Consider the following 19,645-nt stretch of genomic DNA (forward strand, 5'->3'; position numbering starts at 1 on the left):
CCGGGGTGGTCCGCGGTGGTGGAGCTGGTGGCCGCCGCCCGCGAGGCCTGGCGGCGCAGCGGGAGTAGGTGCCGTCGCCGGTCCACGGAGGCGGAGTTCGTGGCCGCCGCGGACCGGTGAGCCCTGGCGGCGCAGCGGGAGTTGGGGGCCGGCGCCGGTCCGCGGGCAGGCGGTGGCCACCGTCGAGTGGCCGGTCGGGGCCGGTGATGACGCGAGCGGGTGAACGGGCGTGCGCCGTCCGGTGGCGGCTGATTGGATCAACGCCCATGCGCCATCTGGTAGCGGTGCTCGCCGCGCTCCTGTTGTCCGTGTCCGCCCTCACCGCGCCGGCGTCCGCCGCGCCGGCCGCTCCGGCGCGCGTCGAGCTGGACTTCACCGGCGCCGTGTCGTTGAACGGCTGCTCGGGCGCGGTCGTCCGGCCGCCCGTCCACCAGCCGTCGGACCCCGCGCTGGTGATGACGAACGGGCACTGCGTGCGGTTCATGGAGCCCGAGGAGGTCATGGTCGACGTGCCCTCGGACCGGAAGTTCACGCTGCTCGACAGCTCCGGCGAGGACTCCCTCGGCACGCTGCGCGCGTCCGCGCTGGTGTACGCCACGATGTCCCGCACCGACGTCGCGCTGTACCGGCTCACGTCCACCTACGGCGAGGTCGAGGCGATGGGCGGCCGGGCGCTGGAGCTGTCGGCGGAGCACCCCGCCGCCGGCATCGACATCGGCGTGGTGTCGGGCTACTGGCGGCACGTCTACTCGTGCCGGGTGGACGGTTTCGTGCACGAGCTGCGCGAGGGCCGGTGGACCTGGCGCGACTCGGTGCGCTACACCGAGGACTGCCGCACCAGGGGCGGCACGTCCGGCTCGCCCGTGGTGGACGTGGCCACCGGCAAGGTGGTGGCGGTCAACAACACCGGCAACGAGGACGGCGAGCGGTGCACGGACAACAACCCGTGCGAGGTCGACGCGACCGGTGAGGTGACCGTGCGCCAGGGCATCGGGTACGCGCAGCAGACGTTCCAGATCGTGCCGTGCCTGACCGGGGGCGGCCGGGTGGACCTGACCGCCCCCGACTGCGGGCTGCCGCGACCGGCGGCCCGGAGTTAGAACCGCTCGCCGGACAGGGCTTGGACGGCGGCCATCGGGTTGCCCAGGTGGTAGTGGTCGACGGCCAGGTAGGTCGGGGTCTTGCGGGCGGCGGGCTCGCAGAACCGGCGGGCCCGGTCGGCGAGCTTGCCGTTGTCGGTGGTCGCGGTGCCGGTGATCGGGACGTCCCGGAAGTGGTTCATCACGAACAGCGGCCGGAAGCCGGGTTCGGTGCGGGTGAGCGGCGTGGTCCAGCGGCTGTGGCACGACCAGTCGGACGTGCCCAGGCCCGACCCCATCGACCAGTGGTTCTCCACCGTCCACTCCGGCTGGTACATCACGCCGAACGTGTCGCGCTGCGGCGAGTCGCCCGACCGGCCGTGGTCGGTGAAGATCATCAGCCGCTTGTTCGTGGCGCGCAACGCGTTCAGGGTCGGCCAGCCGGTCGTCCGCACGCCTGCCTGGTCCGGGCGAAACAGGACGTCCGCCAGGCCGTCGACGCGGGCGAGTTCGGCGCGCAGCACCTCGGCGGAGACGTAGTCCTCCAGGAAGACCGTGACGAACTCGGCGGGGTTGCGGCCGAGGAAGTCCACGATCCGCTGCACGTCCACCCACAGCGCCACCGGGCGGCTGACCCACGTGCAGCTGTTGTGGCACAGGATCGCGCCGTCCGGCGTCTGGTGGACGTCCAGCTGGAACCCGCGCACGCCGTCCCTGAGCTGCTGCTCGATGCCGCGCGCCTGGTTCGGCGCGAGGTTGACGAACGGCGGGGCGAAACCGCCGTCCACGCCGTTGGCGTAGGCGTTGTGCGCGGTGAGGAAGGTGACCTGGTCCAGCCGCCGCTCGCCCTCCGGCGGCATCGGCGTGCGTCGGGGTGACACCGGGGTGAGGTACCAGAGGTCGGCGCCGGCGCCGATCCGCACCTGGTCCGTGCCCGAGGCGATCAGGTGGCGGTCGGCGCCGGGCACCTTGAGCCGGTGGCGGTCGCCGTCTGGCAGCACGTCCCACTGCGCGTCGGCGCTGCCGCAGGAGACCATCACGGCCTGGTCGCCCTGGCGGCCCAGGCACTGCGTGCCCTCGCGCAGCGTGCGGCCGGCGAGGGTCCACTGCTGGCGGTCCTCGTCGCCCTTGGGCCTGCGTTGGAGCACGGACGTGCCCGAGACGCCGGCGTTCAGGCCGGTGGTGGTGCTTTGCAGGTAGTAGAGGCCGTCGGCGGGCGCGGCTTGCGCGGTGAGCGGTGACATCAGGGAGGCGACGAGCGTGGCGATCAGGACTGACCGGGTGGCGCGCATCAAGAAGTCCTCTCGAAGGCTCCGCGGCGGCGGACAGTTCCACAGGGTAAACGCGAAAGCTCTTCACGTCAGCCCGTCCTACGCTGGTGTCATGACCGAACCGTGGGGTGACCCCGACAAGATCCGCCGCGTCCTCGCCACCGGCGGGACCTGGGCCGTGGTGGGGCTGGCCGACCACCCCCACCGCGCCGCCCACGGCGTGGCGAAGTTCCTCCAGCAGCGCGGCAAGCGGATCGTGCCCGTGCACCCGGACGCGCCGACCGTGCACGGCGAGCAGGGCTACGCGACGCTGGCCGACATCCCGTTCCCGGTCGACGTGGTCGACGTGTTCCGCCGGTCCGAGGCGGCGGGCGCGTTCGCCGACGAGGCGGTGGCGATCGGCGCGAAGGCCGTGTGGTTCCAGCTCGACGTGATCGACGAGGAAGCGTACGAGCGGGCCACCGCCGCCGGGCTGGACGTGGTCATGGACCGCTGCCCGGCCATCGAGTGGTCCGAGCACGGGCCGCGCTGATCACCGCCGGACCGCCGGGAACCCGTGCGCGCGGGCGGCGACGACCACGGCCAAGGCGGGCACGAGGAGCACCAGCGCGCTCCACGGCAACGAACCCGCGCCGAGCCGGTCGAGCAGCAGGCCGCCCGCGACGCCGCCGCCCGCCATGGCCGCGTTCCACAACGTGACCAGCAGTGCCTGCGCGGAGTCCGCGGCCTCGCCGCCCGCGTCGCCGGCCGCCGTGGTGAGCAGCGTCGGCACACCGCCGAACCCCAGTCCCCACAACGCCACCGCGACGTAGACCAGGGGCGCGGCGGCCAGGTCGGCGGCCAGCGCGGTGACCGCGACGGCGAACAGCACGGCGGCGGCGATCATCAGCCCGCGCAGGCGCCGGTCGACGTGCGCGCCGACGACCCAGATGCCCGCGACCGACGCCACGCCGAACACGAGCAGCACCGCGTCGATCCGGTCGGCCATGCCCAGCCGCGCCAGGTACGCGGCGAGGTAGGTGTAGAGGATCGTGTGCGCGAGCACGAACACCAGCGTCACGGTCAGCACCAGTGCCATCCCCGGCAGTGCCAGCGTGCGGAAGATCGGGATCCGGCCGCCGCGTGGCTGCCCGGGCTGGTCCGGCACCACCGCCACCACCCAGCCGACCAGCGCCACCGCCAGCGCGGTCATCGCCCAGAACGCGGCACGCCAGCCGAGCGCGCCGCCGAGGAACGTGCCCGCGGGCACGCCGAGCGACAACGCGACCGGGATGCCGGCCATGACCAGCGCGGTGGCCTTGCCGCGCAGGTGGTCGGGCGCGACCCGGCGGGCGTACCCGGCCAGCAGCGCCCACACCACGCCCGCGGCCACGCCGGCGACGAACCGGGCGACCAGCGTGACCGGGAAGGCCGTCGACACGGCGGTGACGGTGTTGCCGACCGCGAACCCCGCCACGCCGGCCAGCAGCAAACGCTTGCGCGGCCAGGTCGAGGTGGCCGCGGACAGCGGGATCGCCGCCGCGACCGTGCCGATCGCGTAGACGGTGACCAGCTGCCCGGTCGCGGACTCGCTCACGCCGAGGCCGGCGCTCATGCCGCGCAGCACGCCGGCCGGCAGGGCCTCGGTCAGGACGGTGATGAACGCGGCCGTGGCCAACGCGAGCAGTGGCCGCAGGGGCAGCTTCCCGGTCTGCGGCACGGTGTCGGTTCGAGGGGCGGTGATGCGCATACCGCATGGTCGAACCTGACACCGGTGTCACTTTCAAGCGACGGTGAGCCGGGACACACGTCGGGCTAACGGGCCTGCCGACGGGCGGTGACCTCGATCTCGATGCGCATCCTCGGGTCGGCCAGGCCGCACTCCAGCATCGTCGCGGCCGGGCGGACCTCGCCGAACGCCGCGCGCAGCACCGGCCAGCACGGCTCGAAGTCCTTCGCGTCGGGCAGGTAGTACGTCACGCGCACCACGTCGGCGAAACCGCTCTCCGCCTCGGCCAGCGCCGCGCCGATGTTGGCCAGGCACTGCTCGGCCTGCGCCACCACGTCGTCGGAGATGGTCATGGTGGCGTAGTCGAAGCCGGTGGTGCCGGACACGTGCACCCAGTCGCCGTCGACCACCGCACGCGCGTAGCCGATCTGCTCTTCGAACGTGGAACCGGACAGGATCGCTCGCCTCATGGGTGCACCCTAAGTCGCCTCCGGACCGTGCTCGAAGCCGTTTCCGCGCGGCGATAGCGGCCGTATAAGGCCGGTCAGTACCCTGCGGGCCATGCCGGTCGTCGCGCTCAACGGGATCAACCTCAGCTACCACGTGGAGGGCGAGGGCGACCTCGTCGTCATGGTGATGGGCACCGGCAGCCCGGGCCGGGTGTGGCACGCGCACCAGGCGCCCGCGCTGCGCGAGGCCGGGTTCCGGGTCGCGACCCTCGACAACCGGGGCATCCCGCCGACGGACGAGTGCGCGTCCGGGATGACCATCGAGGACCTGGTCGGCGACGTCGCGGCGTTGGTCGAGTCGCTCGGCGGGCGGGCGCACGTCGTCGGCACGTCCATGGGCGCGCGGGTGACGCAGGAACTCGCGCTGGCCCGGCCGGACCTCGTGTCGAAGGCCGTGATGCTGGCGACCGCGGGCCGCAACGACGCCGTGCAGTCGGCGTTGTCGCACGGCGAGCGCGCGCTGCACGACCAGGGGATCACGCTGCCCGCGCGGTACTACGCGGCCGTGAACGCGGTGCTGAACCTGTCCCCCGCGACCCTGCGCGACCCGGTAGGTGTGCGGGACTGGCTGGACGTCTTCGAGTTCACCGGGTCCGCGGTGGGCAAGGGCGTGCGGGCGCAGCTGGAGCTGAACGACTTCGACGACCGGCTCGACGCCTACCGCGCCATCACCGTGCCGTGCCTGGTGGTGGGCTTCGCCGACGACCGGGTCCTGCCCGCCCACCTGGCCCGCGAGGTGGCCGACGCCATCCCCGGCGCGCGGTACGAGGAGGTGGCCGACGCGGGCCACTTCGGGTTCCTCGAACAGCCCGAGGCGGTCAACCGGCTGCTGGTGGACTTCCTCACGGGCTGAACCGAGTCCGTCCACTCCACGTTGTGGAAGGTGAGCACCGACGGTGACCGGCCGGCCACGTTAACTCGCCTACCCCCGCGCCGCGAACGCCGTTACCGTCGATCGCGACCTGGTGGGAGGGCACATGGACGCGCGACGGTTCGGCCGCACCGCCCGCTTGGTCGCCCTGGCCGCGGTCGGCGGGGTGACGTGCCTCGTGCTCGTCCCCGTCGCGATCAACGCCGCCACCGGCGGGTCCGCGCTGCCCGTGCTCGGCCCGCACGCGCGGTGGCTGTGGCCGGCGCTGATCGGGCTGTCCGCGCTCACCGCGTGCCTCGCGGCGTGGGACCGGCTGAGCGCGCTGCTCGTGCGGCGACGGCCCGCGCACCCCGCCAACCGACGGGTGGCGTTGGAGCGGGTGGAGCGGTTCGTGCGGGCGCGGGTGGACGGGTCGCCGGCCGAGCAGCTGCGGCTCAAGCTCGGTGTCGTGCCGAGGGTCGGGCCGCGCCTGTCGACGCGGGTGCGCCACCCGGTGGTCGTGGCGGGCGAGGCGGGCGCGGGCAAGACGACGTTGCTGCTGGAGCTGGCCGAGGCGTTGCTGGCGCGCGCCGCGCTCGACCCCGTGCAGCCGGTGCCGGCGCTGGTGGACCTCGGCGGGTGGCGGCGTGACGACGACTTCGGCGAGTGGCTGCTGCGCGTGCTCGCCGACCGGTACCGGATCGCGCCGCGGGTCGGGCGGGCGTGGCTGCGGGAGCGCAACCTCGTGCTGCTGTTCGACGGGCTGGACGACCTGGCGCCCGCCGACCGGGTCGAGTGCCTGGCGTGGATCACCGCGCTGAACGTGCCGCAGGTCGTGCTGTGCACCGCGAGCGACGAGCACGAGCACTTGCCCCGCTGCGACGTCGTCCAGGTGGAACCGCTGTCGCGCACCGTGGTGCAGGAGCTGATCGCCGCGTGCGGCCCGCGGCTGGACGGCCTGCACGACGAGCTGGAGAAGAACCCGGACCTGTGGGACGAGCTGCGCACGCCGCTCGCGTTCGGCCTGCTGGCGTTGGCGTACCGGGCCGGGCGGGCGGAGTACCGGGGCGTGCTGGACACCTACGTGGTGGAGTCGGCGGCACGCGGCGCGACGCGTCCGGAGCGGACGGTGCGGGCGTTGCGGTTCCTGGCCCGCATCGCGCGGCGCAAGCGCGACCTGCTGGCCCGGTCTCGGCTGCCCGCGCGGCACGTGTGGCTGGACTTCGTCGGCCCGGACGTGGTGTGGCGGCTGTTCCGGCGGGCCGCGCCGGGCGCGTTGGCGGGCGCGGCGGCGGCGTTGTGCTTCGTGGTCGGCGTGCGGCTGGGCCTGGTGGCGGCCGCGGTCGCCGCCGTGGCCACGGTCCTGGTGCCGCACAGCGCTTTCCGGGTGACGCGTCGTGACCCGAGGCGCGGGAACCTCTGGGCGGCAACGGGTTTCGCCGCCGGCGCGGTGACGACCGGCGGTGTGGCGGCGCTCGGCGGTGTGCTCGGCGCGCAGGTCGCGCGGTGGCCCGCGGCGGTCGGGTACGGGCTGGTCGTCGTGGTCGCGCTGCTCGTCGCGTACGGCAACACGCGTGACCGGTACTGGGCGGTGGCGTGCGCGCTCGTGCCCGCCGGGGCGATGGTGGTGACCGGACCGTCGGCGGAACTGCTGGCCGGGTTGGGCATCGGGCTCGGCACGGGCGCGGTGGCGGGCGCGTTCGTCGGCGGTCTGCGCGAGGTGTGGTCCGGGGTGCGGGTCCGGCCGGCCACCGGACTGCGCTGGCTGCCCGCGGCGGGCGCGGTCGGGGTGGGCCTCGCGGCGCTCGCGGGCGCCGACGTCCGGCCGTCGGCGTGGGGCGCGGCAACCGGGCTGCTGGTCGGGCTGGTCGTCACGCCGATCGCGACGAGACCGTTCCACCCGGTCGCCGAACTGCTCGCCCGGCCGCTCGCGCTGGACGAGTTCCCGTTGCGCCGCAAGGCGATCCTGCAGTCCGCGCGGGACCGGGTGCTGCTGGTGGACGGGCACCGGTTCCCGCACGAGGTGGTCCGCGACCACCTCGCCGAGTGCGACCCGGCCGAGCTGGCGACGAGCGTCGAGCGCCGGCGCGCCGAGCTCAGCCCCACCGGGTCCGGCCCCACGGCTTGAACACCGACAGCACGGTGTTGAAGACGTAGAGCGCCGACGACACGCACGCCGCCGCGAACACGTCGCCGCCCGCCGTGCCGACGACACCGTCCGCCGCCTCGTGCAGGCCGGAGCGCAGCGAGAACGTCGTGGCCACGACCGCGATGACGGTCAGCACGAACTTCACCAGCACCCACCGGTGCTTCACCAGGCCCCACTTCGTGCCGAGCGACAGCACCACGCCGGTGACCAGCGAGCCCAGCGCCAGCGGTAACACGACGAGGTCGCCGAGCAGCTCCATCGCCTGGTAGAGCTGAGGTGCGTCGAACGCCGCCACCGCCAGCACGAGCATGCCGATCGTGACGCCGAGCCAGCCCACGGACGTGACGACGTGCAGCAGCAGCCACGTCTTGCGCGCCGTCGGCCTCATGCCCGGCCGGGCTTTGCCGGTCTTCACGGTTGTCATGGCGCACAGCGTGGCGCGCCGTGCGCCGTCACCGCGTCGGTCCGGCGGCGGCTCCCGCGGCTACGCCTGACGACGTACCCAGTGCGCCGGGCGGGTCACGGACTTCGGCAGCTTCGTCGTGTCGTCGCCCTTGGCCGCGTCCACCTGGGCCTGGGTGAGGAAGAAGGCGCCGGTCAGGTTCGCGCCGGACAGGTCGGCGCCGCGCAGGTCCGCGCCGATGAAGTCGACCAGCCGCAGGTCCGCGTTGGTCAGCTTGGCGCCGATGAGGTACGCGCCGCGCAGGTTGGACGCCCGGAGGTTGGCGCCCTTGAGGTCCTTGCCGATCAGGTCCGCGCCCCGGCGGTTCTTGCCCTTGCCGCGGGTCAGCTCGCTGGCGCGCAGCAGCAGGGCGTTCGCGCGCTCCCAGTGCGGTCCGACGTCCAGCGCCAGCAGCTCTTCGGGCGTGCCGGTGGTGAGCGCCTCGATCGTCTTCCTCAGCTCGCGCACGGCGGGGTGCAGCGCGCGGGCCGGTTCCAGGTCCAGCGCCTCGGTCAGGTACCAGAGCAGTTCGTGCAGCTGTCTCATGACCGGGAACACGTCGAACATGGTCTTCGCCGACGCGGGGTCGTCACGCCAGCTCGTGCCGCCGAACGTCACCTGCGCCACCTGCTGGCCCGCGCCGAAGCAGTCGTAGACCGTGCAGCCGGTGAAACCCGTGTCCCGCAGCTTGGTGTGGATGCCGCAGCGGAAGTCGTCGCGCAGGTTCGGGCACGGCGTGCGGGCGGGCTTGTCGATCGCGAAGTCGACCGACTTGGCGAACGCGGGCACCACGCAGCACAGGGCGAAGCAGCGCGTGCAGTCGGCGCGGAGGTCGTTCATGCGCTCAACGTGTCCAGGATCTGCTCACCGTACTTGGCGAGCTTGTTCTCGCCGACGCCGCTGATCGCGCTCAGCTCGTCCAACGTCGACGGTGTCGTGGCCGCGATCTGCCGCAGCGTGGCGTCGTTGAAGATGATGTAGGGCGGGACGCCCTGCTCCCTCGCCTGCACCGTCCGCCACGCCCGCAGCTTCTCGAACACCGGCATGGCCTCGGCGGGCAGGTCCACCGGCGCGTTCTTCGCCGCCTTGGCGGTCTTGACCTTGGCCAGGCGTTCCGGCTCACGCCGCATCAGCACCTTGCGGCCCTGGTAGAGCACCTCGTCGCTGCCGGGCGTGACGACGAGCGTCGAGTACTCGCCCTCGACCGCGATCAGGCCCTGCGCCAGGAGCTGGCGGATCACGCCGCGCCAGCCGCTCTCGTTCAGCTCCGTGCCGATGCCGAAGACCTTCAGCTGGTCGTGGTCGTGCTGGATGACCTTCGCGGTCTTGCGGCCGAGCAGGATGTCGATCGTCTGGCCCGCGCCGAACTTCTGCCGCCGTTCGTTGCGCAGGCGCACCACGGTGGACAGCACCTTCTGCGCGGCCACCGTGCCGTCCCACGTCTCCGGCGGCGCGAGGCAGGTGTCGCAGTTGCCGCACGGCGTGCCGGACTGGCCGAAGTACTCCAGCAGCCGCACCCGGCGGCACTCGACCGTCTCGCACAGCGCGAGCATCGCGTCGAGGTGGGCCATGAGCTTGCGGCGGTGCTGCTGGTCGCCCTCGGAGTCGTCGATCATCTTGCGCTGCTGCACGACGTCCTGCAGGCCGTAGGCCAGCCACGCGGTGGACGGCAGCCCGTCACGGCCCGCGCGGCCCGTCTCCTGGTAGTAGCCCTCCACGGACTTCGGCAGGTCGAGGTGGGCGACGAACCGCACGTCCGGCTTGTCGATGCCCATGCCGAACGCGATGGTGGCGACCATCACCAGGCCGTCCTCGCGCAGGAACCGGGACTGGTTGCGCGAGCGGACGCCCGCGTCGAGGCCCGCGTGGTAGGGCAGGGCCGCGATGCCGTTCTGGGTGAGGAACTCGGCGGTCTTCTCCACCGAGTTGCGCGAGAGGCAGTAGACGATGCCCGCGTCGCCCTTGTGCTCGGTGCGCAGCAGTTCCAGCAGCTGCTTCTTCGGCTCGTTCTTGGGCACGATCCGGTACTGGATGTTCGGGCGGTCGAAGCTGGCGACGAAGTGCTTCGCGTCACCGAGGTTGAGGCGCTCGGCGATCTCGGCGTGCGTGGCCGGCGTGGCGGTCGCCGTGAGCGCGATGCGGGGCACCTCCGGCCACCGTTCGTGCAGGTGGGAGAGCGCCAGGTACTCCGGCCGGAAGTCGTGGCCCCACTGCGAGACGCAGTGCGCCTCGTCGATGGCGAACAGGGCGATCTTGCCCCGTTCCAGCAGGCGGGTGGTCTGCTCGGTGCGCAGGCGTTCGGGGGCGAGGTAGAGCAGGTCCAGCTCGCCCGCCAGGAACTCGGCCTCGACGAGGGCCCGTTCGTCGGGGAACTGGGTCGAGTTGAGGAACCCGGCGCGCACGCCGAGGTCGCGCAACGCGTCCACCTGGTCCTGCATCAGCGCGATGAGCGGCGAGACGACCACACCGGTGCCGTCGCGCACCAGGGAGGGGATCTGGTAGCACAGCGACTTCCCACCCCCGGTGGGCATGAGCACCAACGCGTCCCCACCGGAGACGACGTGGTCGACGATGTCCTGCTGCTCCCCGCGGAAGGACTCGTACCCGAAAATCCTTCGCAGCACCTCTTGCGAAGCCATCGCGCGATCCTAACCGACCCCTCCGACACCTCCTGCGGTCCGACCCTCGAACACGGTCCGGCGATGCCACCGGAAGGGCCGCCGCGGGATCTTGGCATCAGGTGACCCGCGACACGGCGGCCCGGAATGGGTGAAGATGGTGGGCAGGGGGTGGTGGCCGTGGGGGAGCTTTCCGGGGACGAGGCCAAAGCGCTCGCGAGCAGTTTGCGGCGATTGATGCAGTTGACCGCGAACCTCGTCGAGCAGGACGGTGAGGTGGCGCCGTTGCTCGCGCGGCTCCGTGGGCACCTCGGGTGTGAGTTGGCGCAGGTGTTGTCGGTCGCCACGAAGTTCGAGGTGTGGGAGCACGTCAACCTCCAGCGGGGTGTCGACGCCTACCTCGCGGAGCACACGCCGGATGCCCAGTGGTTCGGCGTGGGTGGGCAGCACCGCGGCCACGAGGACGTCATGGGGATGCTCCTGGCCGCGCGGCACTCGGTGGGGTTCGGGCTCGGGTCGGCCGACTACGCGACCGCGGCGGTGGGGCCGGCGGACAGCGTCGAGGTCGTGCAGCTGGGCCTGGTGCCGACCACGGCGCCCGACGGCACGCCCGTGCTGGTGGCCATCCGCGGGGCGAACGACTACGGGCCGCCGGTGTGCCGGTTGGAGGTGCTCGCGGCCGATCGCGCGGCGGCGCGGGCGGTCGGTGGGGAGATCGAGCGGTTGATGCGGGAGCACGACGTGTTCCGGCGGCAGGTGCTGGCGTTCGGGGTGAGCGAGCACCGGGGCAACGAGCTGCTGACGTTCCTGCCGCGGCCCGCGCTGGACGCCGACGACGTGGTGCTGCCGGACGGCGTGCTGGACTCGATCGAGGAGCACGTGGTCGGCATCGCCGAGCACTCCGAACGGCTGCTCGCGGCGGGACAGCACCTCAAGCGCGGGCTGCTGCTGCACGGTCCGCCCGGCACCGGCAAGACCCACACCGTCCGCTACCTGATGAGCCGGCTGCGGGACTGCACGGTGATCCTGTTGACCGGGCAGGCGATGCGGCTGATCGGCCAGGCGGCGGCGCTGGCGCGGCGGTTGCAGCCGTCGATGGTCGTGGTGGAGGACGTCGACCTGGTGGCGATGGACCGCGGTTTCGCGGCCGGCCCCACGAACCCGCTGCTGTTCACGCTGCTCGACGCGATGGACGGCGTCGGCGCGGACGCGGACGTCACCTTCGTGCTCACCACGAACCGGGCCGACGAGCTGGAACGCGCGCTCGCCGACCGGCCGGGACGCGTCGACCTGGCCATCGAGGTGCCGCGACCCGACGCCGACGGCCGCCGCAGGCTGATCGAGCTGTACGGGCGCGGTGTCGACCTGAGGGCCGACCTCGGTCCGGTGGTCGAGGCGACCGAGGGCGTCACGGCGTCGTTCATCAAGGAGCTGCTGCGGCGGGCCGTGCTGGGCGCGGTGCGGGCGGACGGCGGGGCCGGCGTGCCCGTGGTGGGCGACGAGCTGGCCGACGTGGCGCGGGCCATGGCCGGCGAACGCGCGTCGCTCACCGGCATCCTGCTCGGCGGCTCGGAGAGCCCGCAGCCGGGCGGCGGCATCGGCCCCGCGCAACCGGGCCTGGCCCCGCACGGGTTCGAGATCAGGGCGGCCAAGAGGTACTGAGGCGACGCTCGGCCAGGACTGCGGCCCGGACCCCGGCGGATCGGACCCCGGCGAATCGCACGCCAGCGGGGTCAGCGATCGGCGGACCGCATGCCAGCGGGTCAACCACCGGCGGATCGCACGCCGGCGGACACGTCAGCGAGTCAGAGCGGATCACACGTCAGCGGGTCGGACGCCGCAGGTCGGCGAGGAGGGCTGGGCCGGGGCCGTTTCCCCGCGCGCCCGGTCGTGCCATGGTGTCGGTGACGAAGAATTGGTCTGGACCTTCACCGGAGGGACCTATGCGCGGCACCACCGTGTTGCCGGGAACGCCCTGCCGGACGCCGCGCGACGGCGACCTGCCCCTGCACCGGCTGGAGGTGCCGGCGCCCGACGCGCCGCCGTTCGCGGTCGGCACGTTCGACACGATCGGGCCGATGTCGCGCGCGTCGTTCCCGCACCGGCACACGTTCCACGAGATCGTGCACGTCACCGGCGGCACCGGCACGCACGTCGTCGACCTCGCCCGCTGGGAGCTGCGCCCGCCGCACCTGTGCGTGATCGCGCCCGGCCAGGTGCACCACTGGGACGGCGCGGACGACCTCCAAGGCTCTGTGCTGCTGTTCACCGACGACTTCCTGCTCGACCACCCCGCCGACCGCGACCTGCTGCGCCGGCTGAGCGAACGGCCCTGGCTGACGCTGGACGAGTCGGCGCACGCCCGGATCGGCCGGCTCATCGCCGAGCTGCACGACGAGTACCGGCACGGCGAGGCGGGCGTGGAGACGGTGCTGCGGGCGCTGCTGCACGTGCTCGTCGTGCGCGCGTCCCGGCTGCCCGCGACACCGGCCGCACCGCCCGCCCGGCCCGGCGCGGTGGCGGAGGAGTTCGTCCGGCTGTCGAGCCGCACCGACCACCGGCTGTGGTCCGTGCGCGCGTACGCGGAGCGGATCGGCGTCACCCCCGGCTACCTGACCGAGGCGGTGAAGGCGGCGACCGGGCGGACGCCGTCGCAGCTGGTCCGCCAGGCGCGCACGCAGGAGGCGCAGCGGCTGCTGGCGAAGACGGAGCTGAGCGTGCGGCAGGTGGCGAACCGGGTGGGCTTCGACGATCCGGCCTACTTCTGCCGCTTCTTCCGCCGGGAGACGGGTGCGAGCCCCGGCGCGTTCCGGCGCGCCGCCGGCCGTTCACAGTGAGCGCGAAGGGCAACGGAGACCGCGAGGATCACCACGAACGGCGGCGTCAGTCCATCGTCCGCGGGTGAGCCGCGTCCCTAGGTTCGTGGTGGATCCCGAACCGGACCGCCCCCACGAGGAGCCGGCCCAGAGGAGAAGACATGGACGCATCCACGGACGGCGACCGCGGCACGACCGGGCAACCCCACGGCGACGAAGCGGACGGACACCACCTCAGCCGCAAGACGGTGCTGCGCGCCGCGGTCGCCGCGGGTGTCGCGCTGCCGGTGGCGATGATGGGCGTGCCCGCGCTGGCCCGGACGGTCGGCGCGAACGGCGAGCCGGTGGAGTTGACGCCGGCGTGCGACGACGGCGACGACCCGACACCGCCGCAGACCGAGGGCCCGTACTTCAAGCCGAACTCGCCGCGCCGCACGTCGCTGGTCGACGCGGGCACGCCCGGCACCAGGCTCACCGTCACCGGCTACGTGTTCGGCCTGGCGTGCCTGCCGCTGGGCAACGTGCTGATGGACTTCTGGCAGGCCGACGTCAACGGCGTGTACGACAACGCCGGCTACCGGTTCCGCGGCCACCAGTTCACCAACCCCGACGGCACGTTCACGCTGACTACGATCGTGCCCGGCCTCTACCCCGGCCGCACCAGGCACATCCACGTGAAGCTCCAGGCGCCCGGCCGGCCGGTGCTCACCACCCAGCTGTACTTCCCGGGCGAGCCGCGCAACAACACCGACAGCATCTTCGACCCGCGGCTGCTGATGGAGGTGCGCACCGTCGGCGGCGGCCGTGAGGCGAGGTTCGACTTCGTGCTGAACGTGCCGCAGAGCACCACCACGCGGCCGACCACGACCACGACACCGTCCTCGCCGGGCGGCGGCACGTGGGCGGCGGGCACGACCTACGCGATCGGCGCGATCGTCACCCACAACGGCGTCGGGTACGTGTGCTTGCAGGGGCACCTCGCCCAGCCGGGCTGGGAACCGCCGAACGTGCCCGCGCTGTGGCGCGCGGAGTGACCGCGGCCTGACGAGGGGAAGCCCCTCGGCGCGTCAACGGCGCTGAGGGGCCTCACCCTGCGCGTTGAAGTCTGTTGCCCGGCGCGCGGAAGTCCGGGGCGGGTCCGCCGGGGCAACACGCGGCCGCGTGACTCGCTCGACGGGCCGCGGGCGTCTCGGCTGGTGGGGCGTGCCGTCAGGCGGTGCCGCCGGTGCCCTGCGGCGGCACGTCGGCCGGCTCGCGGAACAGGTCGGTGTAGGACCGCTGCTCGTCGCGGCGCGGACCGCTCGTGTCCTCGGGCCGGTCCGTGTCCGGGTGGCTGAACAGCTCGTTGTACGTGGATGACATGTGGTTCCGACTTTCTCCGCGTCCGATGCGTGCTCACGGCCGGCGATGCCGGTCCGGAGATCCCCGCACGGCGCGAGGGTGTTCGGGGTTCAACAGATAAGGAACGCCCCGATGCGACCTACGGTACACGTCGTGGTGCCGTGACCGCCACAACGTTGGTGTGGAGCGTGTCGGGCGCAACCCGCAGGACGGCCGTAGAGCCGGCTCCGCCCCCGGACGAACCCAGTCCGACCTGGTCCGGATCGGGGTACGGGAGCACCGACCATGACGTCGGGTTCCGGCGACGCCCACGACCCACCTCCGGGCCGGATGTCCGTCCACAGTGCACCCGGACCGTCCACTTCGGACTTCCCACCTGGTCCCCGCGCAGTGCGGCCCCGCCGGCCTCACCGAAGGGCTGCTCACCCATTTGGCCGCCGGGACCGCCACCTGATCACATGACCGCGCGCCGGCGCTGTCCTACGCTGGTCATCCGGTGGAGGTGACCGTGATGGGCGATGACCGGCTGCTGGAGGCGTTCGTCGAGCTGGCGGACACCCTGGTCGAGGACTTCGACGTGCTCGACTTCCTCCACCTGCTGCTCGACCGGTGCGTCGAGCTCGTCGGCGTGGACGCGGCCGGACTGCTGCTGGCCGACCAGGACGGCACGTTGCGACTGGTCGCGACGTCCGACGAGCGGGTGCGGCCGCTGGAGCTGTTCCAGCTGCGGCACGAGGAAGGACCGTGCCTGGAGGCGTACGCCACCGGGACGGGCGTCAGCTGCCCGGACCTGGCCGCGGCGGGCGACCGGTGGCCCCGGTTCGCGGCGGAGGCGGCGGCGAGCGGGTTCGCCGCCGTGGACGCCCTGCCCATGCGCCTGCGCGGCGACGTGATCGGGGCGCTCAACCTGTTCCGCGGCCGTGCGGGCGCGCTGTCCGACACGGCGGCGCACACCGCGCAGGCACTGGTCGGCGTGGCCACCATCGGCCTGATGCAGGAGCGGTCGATCCGGCGCCAGGAAGTCCTCACCGGGCAGTTGCAGACCGCCCTGGACAGCCGGGTCGTCATCGAGCAGGCCAAGGGGTTCATCGCGCAGCGCCTCGGCGTCGACGTGGAGGCCGCGTTCGCCGTCCTGCGCGGCTACGCGCGCAGCCACAACCTGAAGCTCAGCGCCGTCGCCGCGGCCGTGACCAGCGGAGACGGCGGGCACGACCTGTTCCGCACGGCACGGCCCCGCCAGCACTCGCTCCCCCCGAACGGGTGACTTGGACCACTCGGGGAGGGCCGGGGGAACTAACCGGGCCGACGCGTGGTTGTACGGGGTGGTCGTCAATTTTGTGTCCGTGTTTCCATCGAAGTTTCGCGGGAATGATGTTGCGGACGAAGTTCTTTCTTTGCCTTGCAGGACAAGCTGGAGAAGTCGTCGTCTGAAATCCGACCCGGAGCCCCGATCGGGGCGCCGCATCCAGCTCTGCCAAGGGAGAAGACATGACTCAGGGCACCGTGAAGTGGTTCAACTCGGAGAAGGGCTTCGGCTTCCTCTCCCGCGAGGACGGCCCGGACGTGTTCGTCCACTACTCCGAGATCGAGGGCAACGGCTACCGCAGCCTCGAGGAGAACCAGCGCGTCGAGTTCGACGTCAACCAGGGCCCCAAGGGCCCGCAGGCCGTCGGCGTCCGCGCCATCTGATCACCTTCACGACCTGTTCGACTTGCTCCTACCAGCGGTGACGCTGACGGAGACTCGAAACCCGGCGCCCCTCGGTCCCGTTTGGGGCCGAGGGGCGCCGGGTATTTCCCCACCGATCGCCCGAGACCCCGGCGGCGGAGACCACGTCACCGCACGCACGGAGGTACCGCTCGTGACCGAAGCACTCCGGACCGGCACCGCGCCGGACCGTTCCCGCACCGCACCGGAACCCATGCTGGCCGGTGAGAAGTCCTCGACCCAGGTGTTCCTGGTGAAGCTCTTCGTCGTCGTGCCCGCGCTCGCCCTGGCCGCCGCCGTCCCGTTCGCGTGGGGCTGGGGGCTCGGCTGGGTGGACGTCGGCCTGGCCCTGTTCTTCTACGCCCTGACGTGCCTCGGCGTGACGGCCGGGTTCCACCGCTACTTCACCCACGGCGCGTTCACCGCGAACCGGGGGCTGCGGATCGCGCTCGCCGTCACCGGCAGCATGGCCATGCAGGGCCCGGTCATCGACTGGGTCGCCGACCACCGCAGGCACCACGCCTACGCCGACCGCGACGGCGACCCGCACTCCCCCTGGCGCTTCGGCACGTCCGCGGGCGCGCTGGCCAAGGGTTTCTGGCACGCCCACCTGGGCTGGCTGTTCGACCGCGAGCGGACCAACGCGGCGCGGTTCGCGCCCGACCTGCTCGCCGACGCCGACATCCAGCGGGTGAACCGCTGGTTCCCCGCCCTGACCGCGGTCACGCTGGTGTCGCCCGCCGTCGTCGGCGGCCTGGTGACGTGGAGCTGGTGGGGCGCGCTGACCGCGTTCTTTTGGGCGGGTCTCGTCCGGGTGGCCGTGCTGCACCACGTGACGTGGTCGGTGAACTCGATCTGCCACATGATCGGCGACCGGCCGTTCACCGCGCGGGACAAGTCGGCCAACTTCTGGCCGCTGGCGATCGCCTCCATGGGCGAGTCCTGGCACAACTCCCACCACGCCGACCCGACGTGCGCGCGGCACGGCGTGCGCCGCGGCCAGGTCGACATCACGGCCCGGCTGATCTGGGTGTTCGAGAAGCTGGGCTGGGCCACCAAGGTGCGCTGGGCCAGGCCCGAGCACCTGGCGCGCAAGCTCAAGGCCAACGCCGCCTGAACCGAGCGTGAACGAACTGCCCGTGCCCCGATCGGCACGGGCAGTTCCGCGTCACAAGGGACTTTCACCCGTCCGGCGTAATTTCGGTTCCGTGGAAGGAACTTCCATCACTCCACAATGGACCTGGTGAGCGGGTTGCGCGTGGCCGCCCGCCCGACGCGCTGATCCACTCGGTTACGATTCGGCCCCGACCTGGAGGGGCCATGGCACACGACGGATCCGAGCACTGCGCGGACGAACGGCTCGACGCAGGCGGCGAAGTCGCGGTCGCCCGACTGATCATGGCCGACGGCGACCTCGACCACGCCGCGCGCCACCTCGCGGACGCGTTGGCGGCCGATCCCCGGCTGCCGGACGCGCACGAGGCGCTCGCCGAACTCGTCGCCCACGCGGGCGGCCCGGAGCACGCGTTGCGGCGCTTCGAGCCCGAGCCGGAACGGACGTTCATCGGCACGGTCGCCGCGCACGCCCACGTGTGCGCCATGGCGGGCCGCTGGGACCAGGCCGTCCAGGAGCTGTTCGCCGTCGCCGCGCACGAGCCGCACCGGCCGTGGCTCGACGTCGCCTGGCTGCACCGCCACGACCTGCCCGACCTGCTCGACCCGAACGCCGCCGCCATCGCCGTGGCCCGGTTCGCGCAGCCCCTGGCCGACCCGGTCGAGGAGGACGAGCGCCCGCCGCTGCTGCCCGCGCTCACCCTGCTGCGCGGCTGCGTGGCCCGCCACCCCGAGCACGCCATGCTGCTGTGGTGCGGTTCCACGCTGGCCCGCAGGCTGGGCGCGTTCGACGAGGCCGTCACGTGGGCGCAGCGGTCGTTCGACGTCGAGCCGACCCACCAGGCGGCGGTGGTCAAGGGGTACGCGCTGCGCACCGCGGGCCGCCGTGACGAGGCGCTCGCCGCCTGGCAGCGTGAGGCGGCCCGCACGCCCGAGGACCACGACCTGTTCCTGGACATCGCCGACCTGCTGGAGGCGATGGGCCGGCCGGCCGAGGGGCTGGCGTGGGCGCAACGCGCGGTCGAGGCGAACCCCGAGCACCCGAAGGCCCTCGCCACCGCCCTCGGCCTGCGGCACGTCGTGGACGACGACGTGCGGCACCTCGTCGCGCTCGCCGACCACCTGCGTGACCACCCCGAGCACGGTTACGCCGCCGACGTGCTGGCCCGGCGCGGCTGGGGCCGCTCGTGGCTCGGCCGCGTGCCCGACCCGACCGAGGCCGTGGTCAACCTGCTGCGCGAGGTGCTGGAGGACCACGAGCCCGCGCCGGACGCCGCGCTGGAGGTGTCGCTGTCCGCGCTGGAGCCGCCGAGCGCGCTGCTGGCGCTGCGGTCGGCGTTCCCGCTGGCCACCGTGACGCCCGAGCACGCGCCGGAACCCGACCTCAGGAGGCCCGTCGGCGACGTCCGGCACACCGTGTGGGCCTACGACGGCCTGGTGGCGCGCCCGGCCGTGCCGCCGCCGTCACCGGAGGCCGCCGAGGCGGTGCGGGGCGTCGCGGCGTTCCACTGGCCGTCCCTGCCCGCCGCCTACGACCGGGCGGTCGTGCTGTCCGCGCTCGACCCGCGCGACCTGCTCGGCGTGCTGGTCCACCCGCCCGTGCCGCCGGCCGACGAGATGGGCCGCGCCCTGGCCAGGCACGCGCCGCAGCTGTGGGTGCGCGGCGTGCAGGCGTGGGCGTGCCTGGGCCTGGCGCACCACCGGGCGGACGAGCCGTGGTTGTCCTCGCGCCGCCGCGAGATCCTGGCCGACCTGCTCAACGGGCCCGAGGACTGGGTGTCGGAGGCCGCCGGGCTGGCGCTCGTGGCCACGGCCTGGGTGGAACCGGCGACCCGGGCGGACGTGCAGGGGCTGGTCGTGCGCCGGATGCTCGACGCCGCCAAGGCGCGGCAGACCCGTGAGGTGACCGTGCTGGCGTCGCTGTGCGAGCTGGTGCTGGCGCTGCCGGACGTGGACGACCGGTTCGCCGCGCTGGCCCGCGACCTGGTGGGTGCCGAGAGGGCTCCGGCCGACGGCTAGCACCGCCTCGGCGTGTACCTTCG

18 protein-coding genes are annotated in these 19,645 nt (G+C 73.1%); 11 read left to right on the forward strand and 7 right to left on the reverse strand.

The genetic code is table 11. The features are described from left to right. Window positions 1-266 precede the first annotated feature (266 nt). Window positions 267-1,100, forward strand: coding sequence for a S1 family peptidase (locus ADK67_RS22915; protein WP_053718532.1), 834 nt, complete (start codon window positions 267-269; stop codon window positions 1,098-1,100). On the opposite strand, the gene ADK67_RS22920 is transcribed toward ADK67_RS22915, so the two are convergent. Then, entirely contained in the window at window positions 1,097-2,371 is a 1,275-nt protein-coding gene (locus ADK67_RS22920) for a PI-PLC domain-containing protein (protein ID WP_053718533.1), read from the reverse strand. The genes ADK67_RS22915 and ADK67_RS22920 overlap by 4 nt on opposite strands. 91 nt (window positions 2,372-2,462) lie before the next feature. Here ADK67_RS22920 and ADK67_RS22925 point away from each other — a divergent pair, with 91 nt between their 5' ends. Next, on the forward strand, window positions 2,463-2,882 hold the full coding sequence (locus tag ADK67_RS22925) for a CoA-binding protein (protein WP_053718534.1): 420 nt from the start codon (window positions 2,463-2,465) through the stop codon (window positions 2,880-2,882). Here ADK67_RS22925 and ADK67_RS22930 read toward each other — a convergent pair whose 3' ends face one another. Together ADK67_RS22930 and ADK67_RS22935 are read right to left on the reverse strand one after the other, a co-directional pair. Further along, the gene (locus ADK67_RS22930) at window positions 2,883-4,079 is read right to left on the reverse strand and encodes an MFS transporter (protein ID WP_053718535.1); all 1,197 of its coding nucleotides are present in this window, start codon (window positions 4,077-4,079) and stop codon (window positions 2,883-2,885) included. A gap of 65 nt (window positions 4,080-4,144) precedes the next feature. Further along, a complete protein-coding gene (locus ADK67_RS22935) occupies window positions 4,145-4,528 on the reverse strand; it encodes a RidA family protein (protein ID WP_053718536.1) in 384 nt (127 codons plus the stop codon). Between the two features lie 91 nt (window positions 4,529-4,619). Between ADK67_RS22935 and ADK67_RS22940 the strand changes: the two genes are divergently transcribed. Further along, the gene (locus ADK67_RS22940; RefSeq protein ID WP_053718537.1) at window positions 4,620-5,420 is read left to right on the forward strand and encodes an alpha/beta fold hydrolase; all 801 of its coding nucleotides are present in this window, start codon (window positions 4,620-4,622) and stop codon (window positions 5,418-5,420) included. Window positions 5,421-5,544: 124 nt separating this feature from the next. Beyond that, window positions 5,545-7,545: an NACHT domain-containing protein gene (locus ADK67_RS22945; RefSeq protein WP_053718538.1), complete on the forward strand. Its 2,001-nt coding sequence runs from the start codon at window positions 5,545-5,547 to the stop codon at window positions 7,543-7,545. On the opposite strand, the gene ADK67_RS22950 is transcribed toward ADK67_RS22945, so the two are convergent. The 3 genes from ADK67_RS22950 to recQ are packed head-to-tail and all read right to left on the reverse strand — an operon-like array spanning window position 7,514 to window position 10,647. Next, window positions 7,514-7,990: a hypothetical protein gene (locus ADK67_RS22950; protein ID WP_053718539.1), complete on the reverse strand. Its 477-nt coding sequence runs from the start codon at window positions 7,988-7,990 to the stop codon at window positions 7,514-7,516. The two genes, ADK67_RS22945 and ADK67_RS22950, sit on opposite strands and share 32 nt — an antisense overlap. Before the next feature lie 60 nt (window positions 7,991-8,050). Continuing rightward, window positions 8,051-8,848 carry a pentapeptide repeat-containing protein gene (locus ADK67_RS22955; protein ID WP_053718540.1) on the reverse strand — a complete coding sequence of 266 codons (798 nt, stop codon included), beginning with the start codon at window positions 8,846-8,848 and terminating at the stop codon, window positions 8,051-8,053. Then, window positions 8,845-10,647: a DNA helicase RecQ gene (recQ, locus tag ADK67_RS22960; protein ID WP_053718541.1), complete on the reverse strand. Its 1,803-nt coding sequence runs from the start codon at window positions 10,645-10,647 to the stop codon at window positions 8,845-8,847. Before recQ ends, ADK67_RS22955 begins: the two co-directional genes overlap by 4 nt. A 159-nt stretch (window positions 10,648-10,806) precedes the next feature. Here recQ and ADK67_RS22965 point away from each other — a divergent pair, with 159 nt between their 5' ends. From ADK67_RS22965 to ADK67_RS22975, 3 genes are all read left to right on the forward strand, one after another. Continuing rightward, window positions 10,807-12,288, forward strand: a complete 1,482-nt coding sequence (locus ADK67_RS22965; RefSeq protein WP_053718564.1) for an AAA family ATPase — start codon at window positions 10,807-10,809, stop codon at window positions 12,286-12,288. A gap of 281 nt (window positions 12,289-12,569) precedes the next feature. Further along, window positions 12,570-13,463, forward strand: a complete 894-nt coding sequence (locus tag ADK67_RS22970; protein WP_053718542.1) for an AraC family transcriptional regulator — start codon at window positions 12,570-12,572, stop codon at window positions 13,461-13,463. A 140-nt stretch (window positions 13,464-13,603) separates the two neighbouring features. Next, window positions 13,604-14,476: a dioxygenase family protein gene (locus tag ADK67_RS22975; RefSeq protein WP_053718543.1), complete on the forward strand. Its 873-nt coding sequence runs from the start codon at window positions 13,604-13,606 to the stop codon at window positions 14,474-14,476. 175 nt (window positions 14,477-14,651) lie between these two features. Here the strand turns inward: ADK67_RS22975 and ADK67_RS51110 are convergent, their stop codons facing one another. Next, window positions 14,652-14,804, reverse strand: a complete 153-nt coding sequence (locus ADK67_RS51110; RefSeq protein WP_157620767.1) for a hypothetical protein — start codon at window positions 14,802-14,804, stop codon at window positions 14,652-14,654. A gap of 490 nt (window positions 14,805-15,294) precedes the next feature. Here ADK67_RS51110 and ADK67_RS22980 point away from each other — a divergent pair, with 490 nt between their 5' ends. The 4 genes from ADK67_RS22980 (at window position 15,295) to ADK67_RS22995 (ending at window position 19,622) form a co-directional block, all read left to right on the forward strand. Continuing rightward, entirely contained in the window at window positions 15,295-16,047 is a 753-nt protein-coding gene (locus ADK67_RS22980) for a GAF and ANTAR domain-containing protein (RefSeq protein WP_082403704.1), read from the forward strand. Window positions 16,048-16,271: 224 nt separating this feature from the next. Beyond that, window positions 16,272-16,472, forward strand: coding sequence for a cold-shock protein (locus tag ADK67_RS22985; RefSeq protein WP_053718544.1), 201 nt, complete (start codon window positions 16,272-16,274; stop codon window positions 16,470-16,472). A 232-nt stretch (window positions 16,473-16,704) separates the two neighbouring features. Further along, window positions 16,705-17,607: an acyl-CoA desaturase gene (locus tag ADK67_RS22990; RefSeq protein ID WP_053718565.1), complete on the forward strand. Its 903-nt coding sequence runs from the start codon at window positions 16,705-16,707 to the stop codon at window positions 17,605-17,607. A 203-nt stretch (window positions 17,608-17,810) separates the two neighbouring features. Then, the gene (locus ADK67_RS22995) at window positions 17,811-19,622 is read left to right on the forward strand and encodes a hypothetical protein (protein WP_053718545.1); all 1,812 of its coding nucleotides are present in this window, start codon (window positions 17,811-17,813) and stop codon (window positions 19,620-19,622) included. Window positions 19,623-19,645: the final 23 nt, after the last annotated feature.

This window comes from Saccharothrix sp. NRRL B-16348, assembly GCF_001280085.1.
Taxonomy (GTDB): Bacteria; Actinomycetota; Actinomycetes; order Mycobacteriales; family Pseudonocardiaceae; genus Actinosynnema.

What these genes read in the sequence shown, in the direction of transcription:
- ADK67_RS22985 (WP_053718544.1), top strand. Translation starts at nt 16,272, where the DNA reads ATGACTCAGGGCACCGTGAAGTGGTTCAACTCGGAGAAGGGCTTCGGC.
- ADK67_RS22940 (WP_053718537.1), top strand. Translation starts at nt 4,620, where the DNA reads ATGCCGGTCGTCGCGCTCAACGGGATCAACCTCAGCTACCACGTGGAG.
- ADK67_RS22920 (WP_053718533.1), bottom strand. Translation starts at nt 2,371, where the DNA reads ATGCGCGCCACCCGGTCAGTCCTGATCGCCACGCTCGTCGCCTCCCTG.
- ADK67_RS51110 (WP_157620767.1), bottom strand. Translation starts at nt 14,804, where the DNA reads ATGTCATCCACGTACAACGAGCTGTTCAGCCACCCGGACACGGACCGG.
- ADK67_RS22915 (WP_053718532.1), top strand. Translation starts at nt 267, where the DNA reads ATGCGCCATCTGGTAGCGGTGCTCGCCGCGCTCCTGTTGTCCGTGTCC.
- ADK67_RS22980 (WP_082403704.1), top strand. Translation starts at nt 15,295, where the DNA reads ATGGGCGATGACCGGCTGCTGGAGGCGTTCGTCGAGCTGGCGGACACC.
- ADK67_RS22945 (WP_053718538.1), top strand. Translation starts at nt 5,545, where the DNA reads ATGGACGCGCGACGGTTCGGCCGCACCGCCCGCTTGGTCGCCCTGGCC.
- ADK67_RS22930 (WP_053718535.1), bottom strand. Translation starts at nt 4,079, where the DNA reads ATGCGCATCACCGCCCCTCGAACCGACACCGTGCCGCAGACCGGGAAG.
- ADK67_RS22975 (WP_053718543.1), top strand. Translation starts at nt 13,604, where the DNA reads ATGGACGCATCCACGGACGGCGACCGCGGCACGACCGGGCAACCCCAC.
- ADK67_RS22990 (WP_053718565.1), top strand. Translation starts at nt 16,705, where the DNA reads ATGCTGGCCGGTGAGAAGTCCTCGACCCAGGTGTTCCTGGTGAAGCTC.
- ADK67_RS22950 (WP_053718539.1), bottom strand. Translation starts at nt 7,990, where the DNA reads ATGACAACCGTGAAGACCGGCAAAGCCCGGCCGGGCATGAGGCCGACG.
- ADK67_RS22970 (WP_053718542.1), top strand. Translation starts at nt 12,570, where the DNA reads ATGCGCGGCACCACCGTGTTGCCGGGAACGCCCTGCCGGACGCCGCGC.
- ADK67_RS22925 (WP_053718534.1), top strand. Translation starts at nt 2,463, where the DNA reads ATGACCGAACCGTGGGGTGACCCCGACAAGATCCGCCGCGTCCTCGCC.
- ADK67_RS22995 (WP_053718545.1), top strand. Translation starts at nt 17,811, where the DNA reads ATGGCACACGACGGATCCGAGCACTGCGCGGACGAACGGCTCGACGCA.
- recQ (WP_053718541.1), bottom strand. Translation starts at nt 10,647, where the DNA reads ATGGCTTCGCAAGAGGTGCTGCGAAGGATTTTCGGGTACGAGTCCTTC.
- ADK67_RS22935 (WP_053718536.1), bottom strand. Translation starts at nt 4,528, where the DNA reads ATGAGGCGAGCGATCCTGTCCGGTTCCACGTTCGAAGAGCAGATCGGC.
- ADK67_RS22955 (WP_053718540.1), bottom strand. Translation starts at nt 8,848, where the DNA reads ATGAACGACCTCCGCGCCGACTGCACGCGCTGCTTCGCCCTGTGCTGC.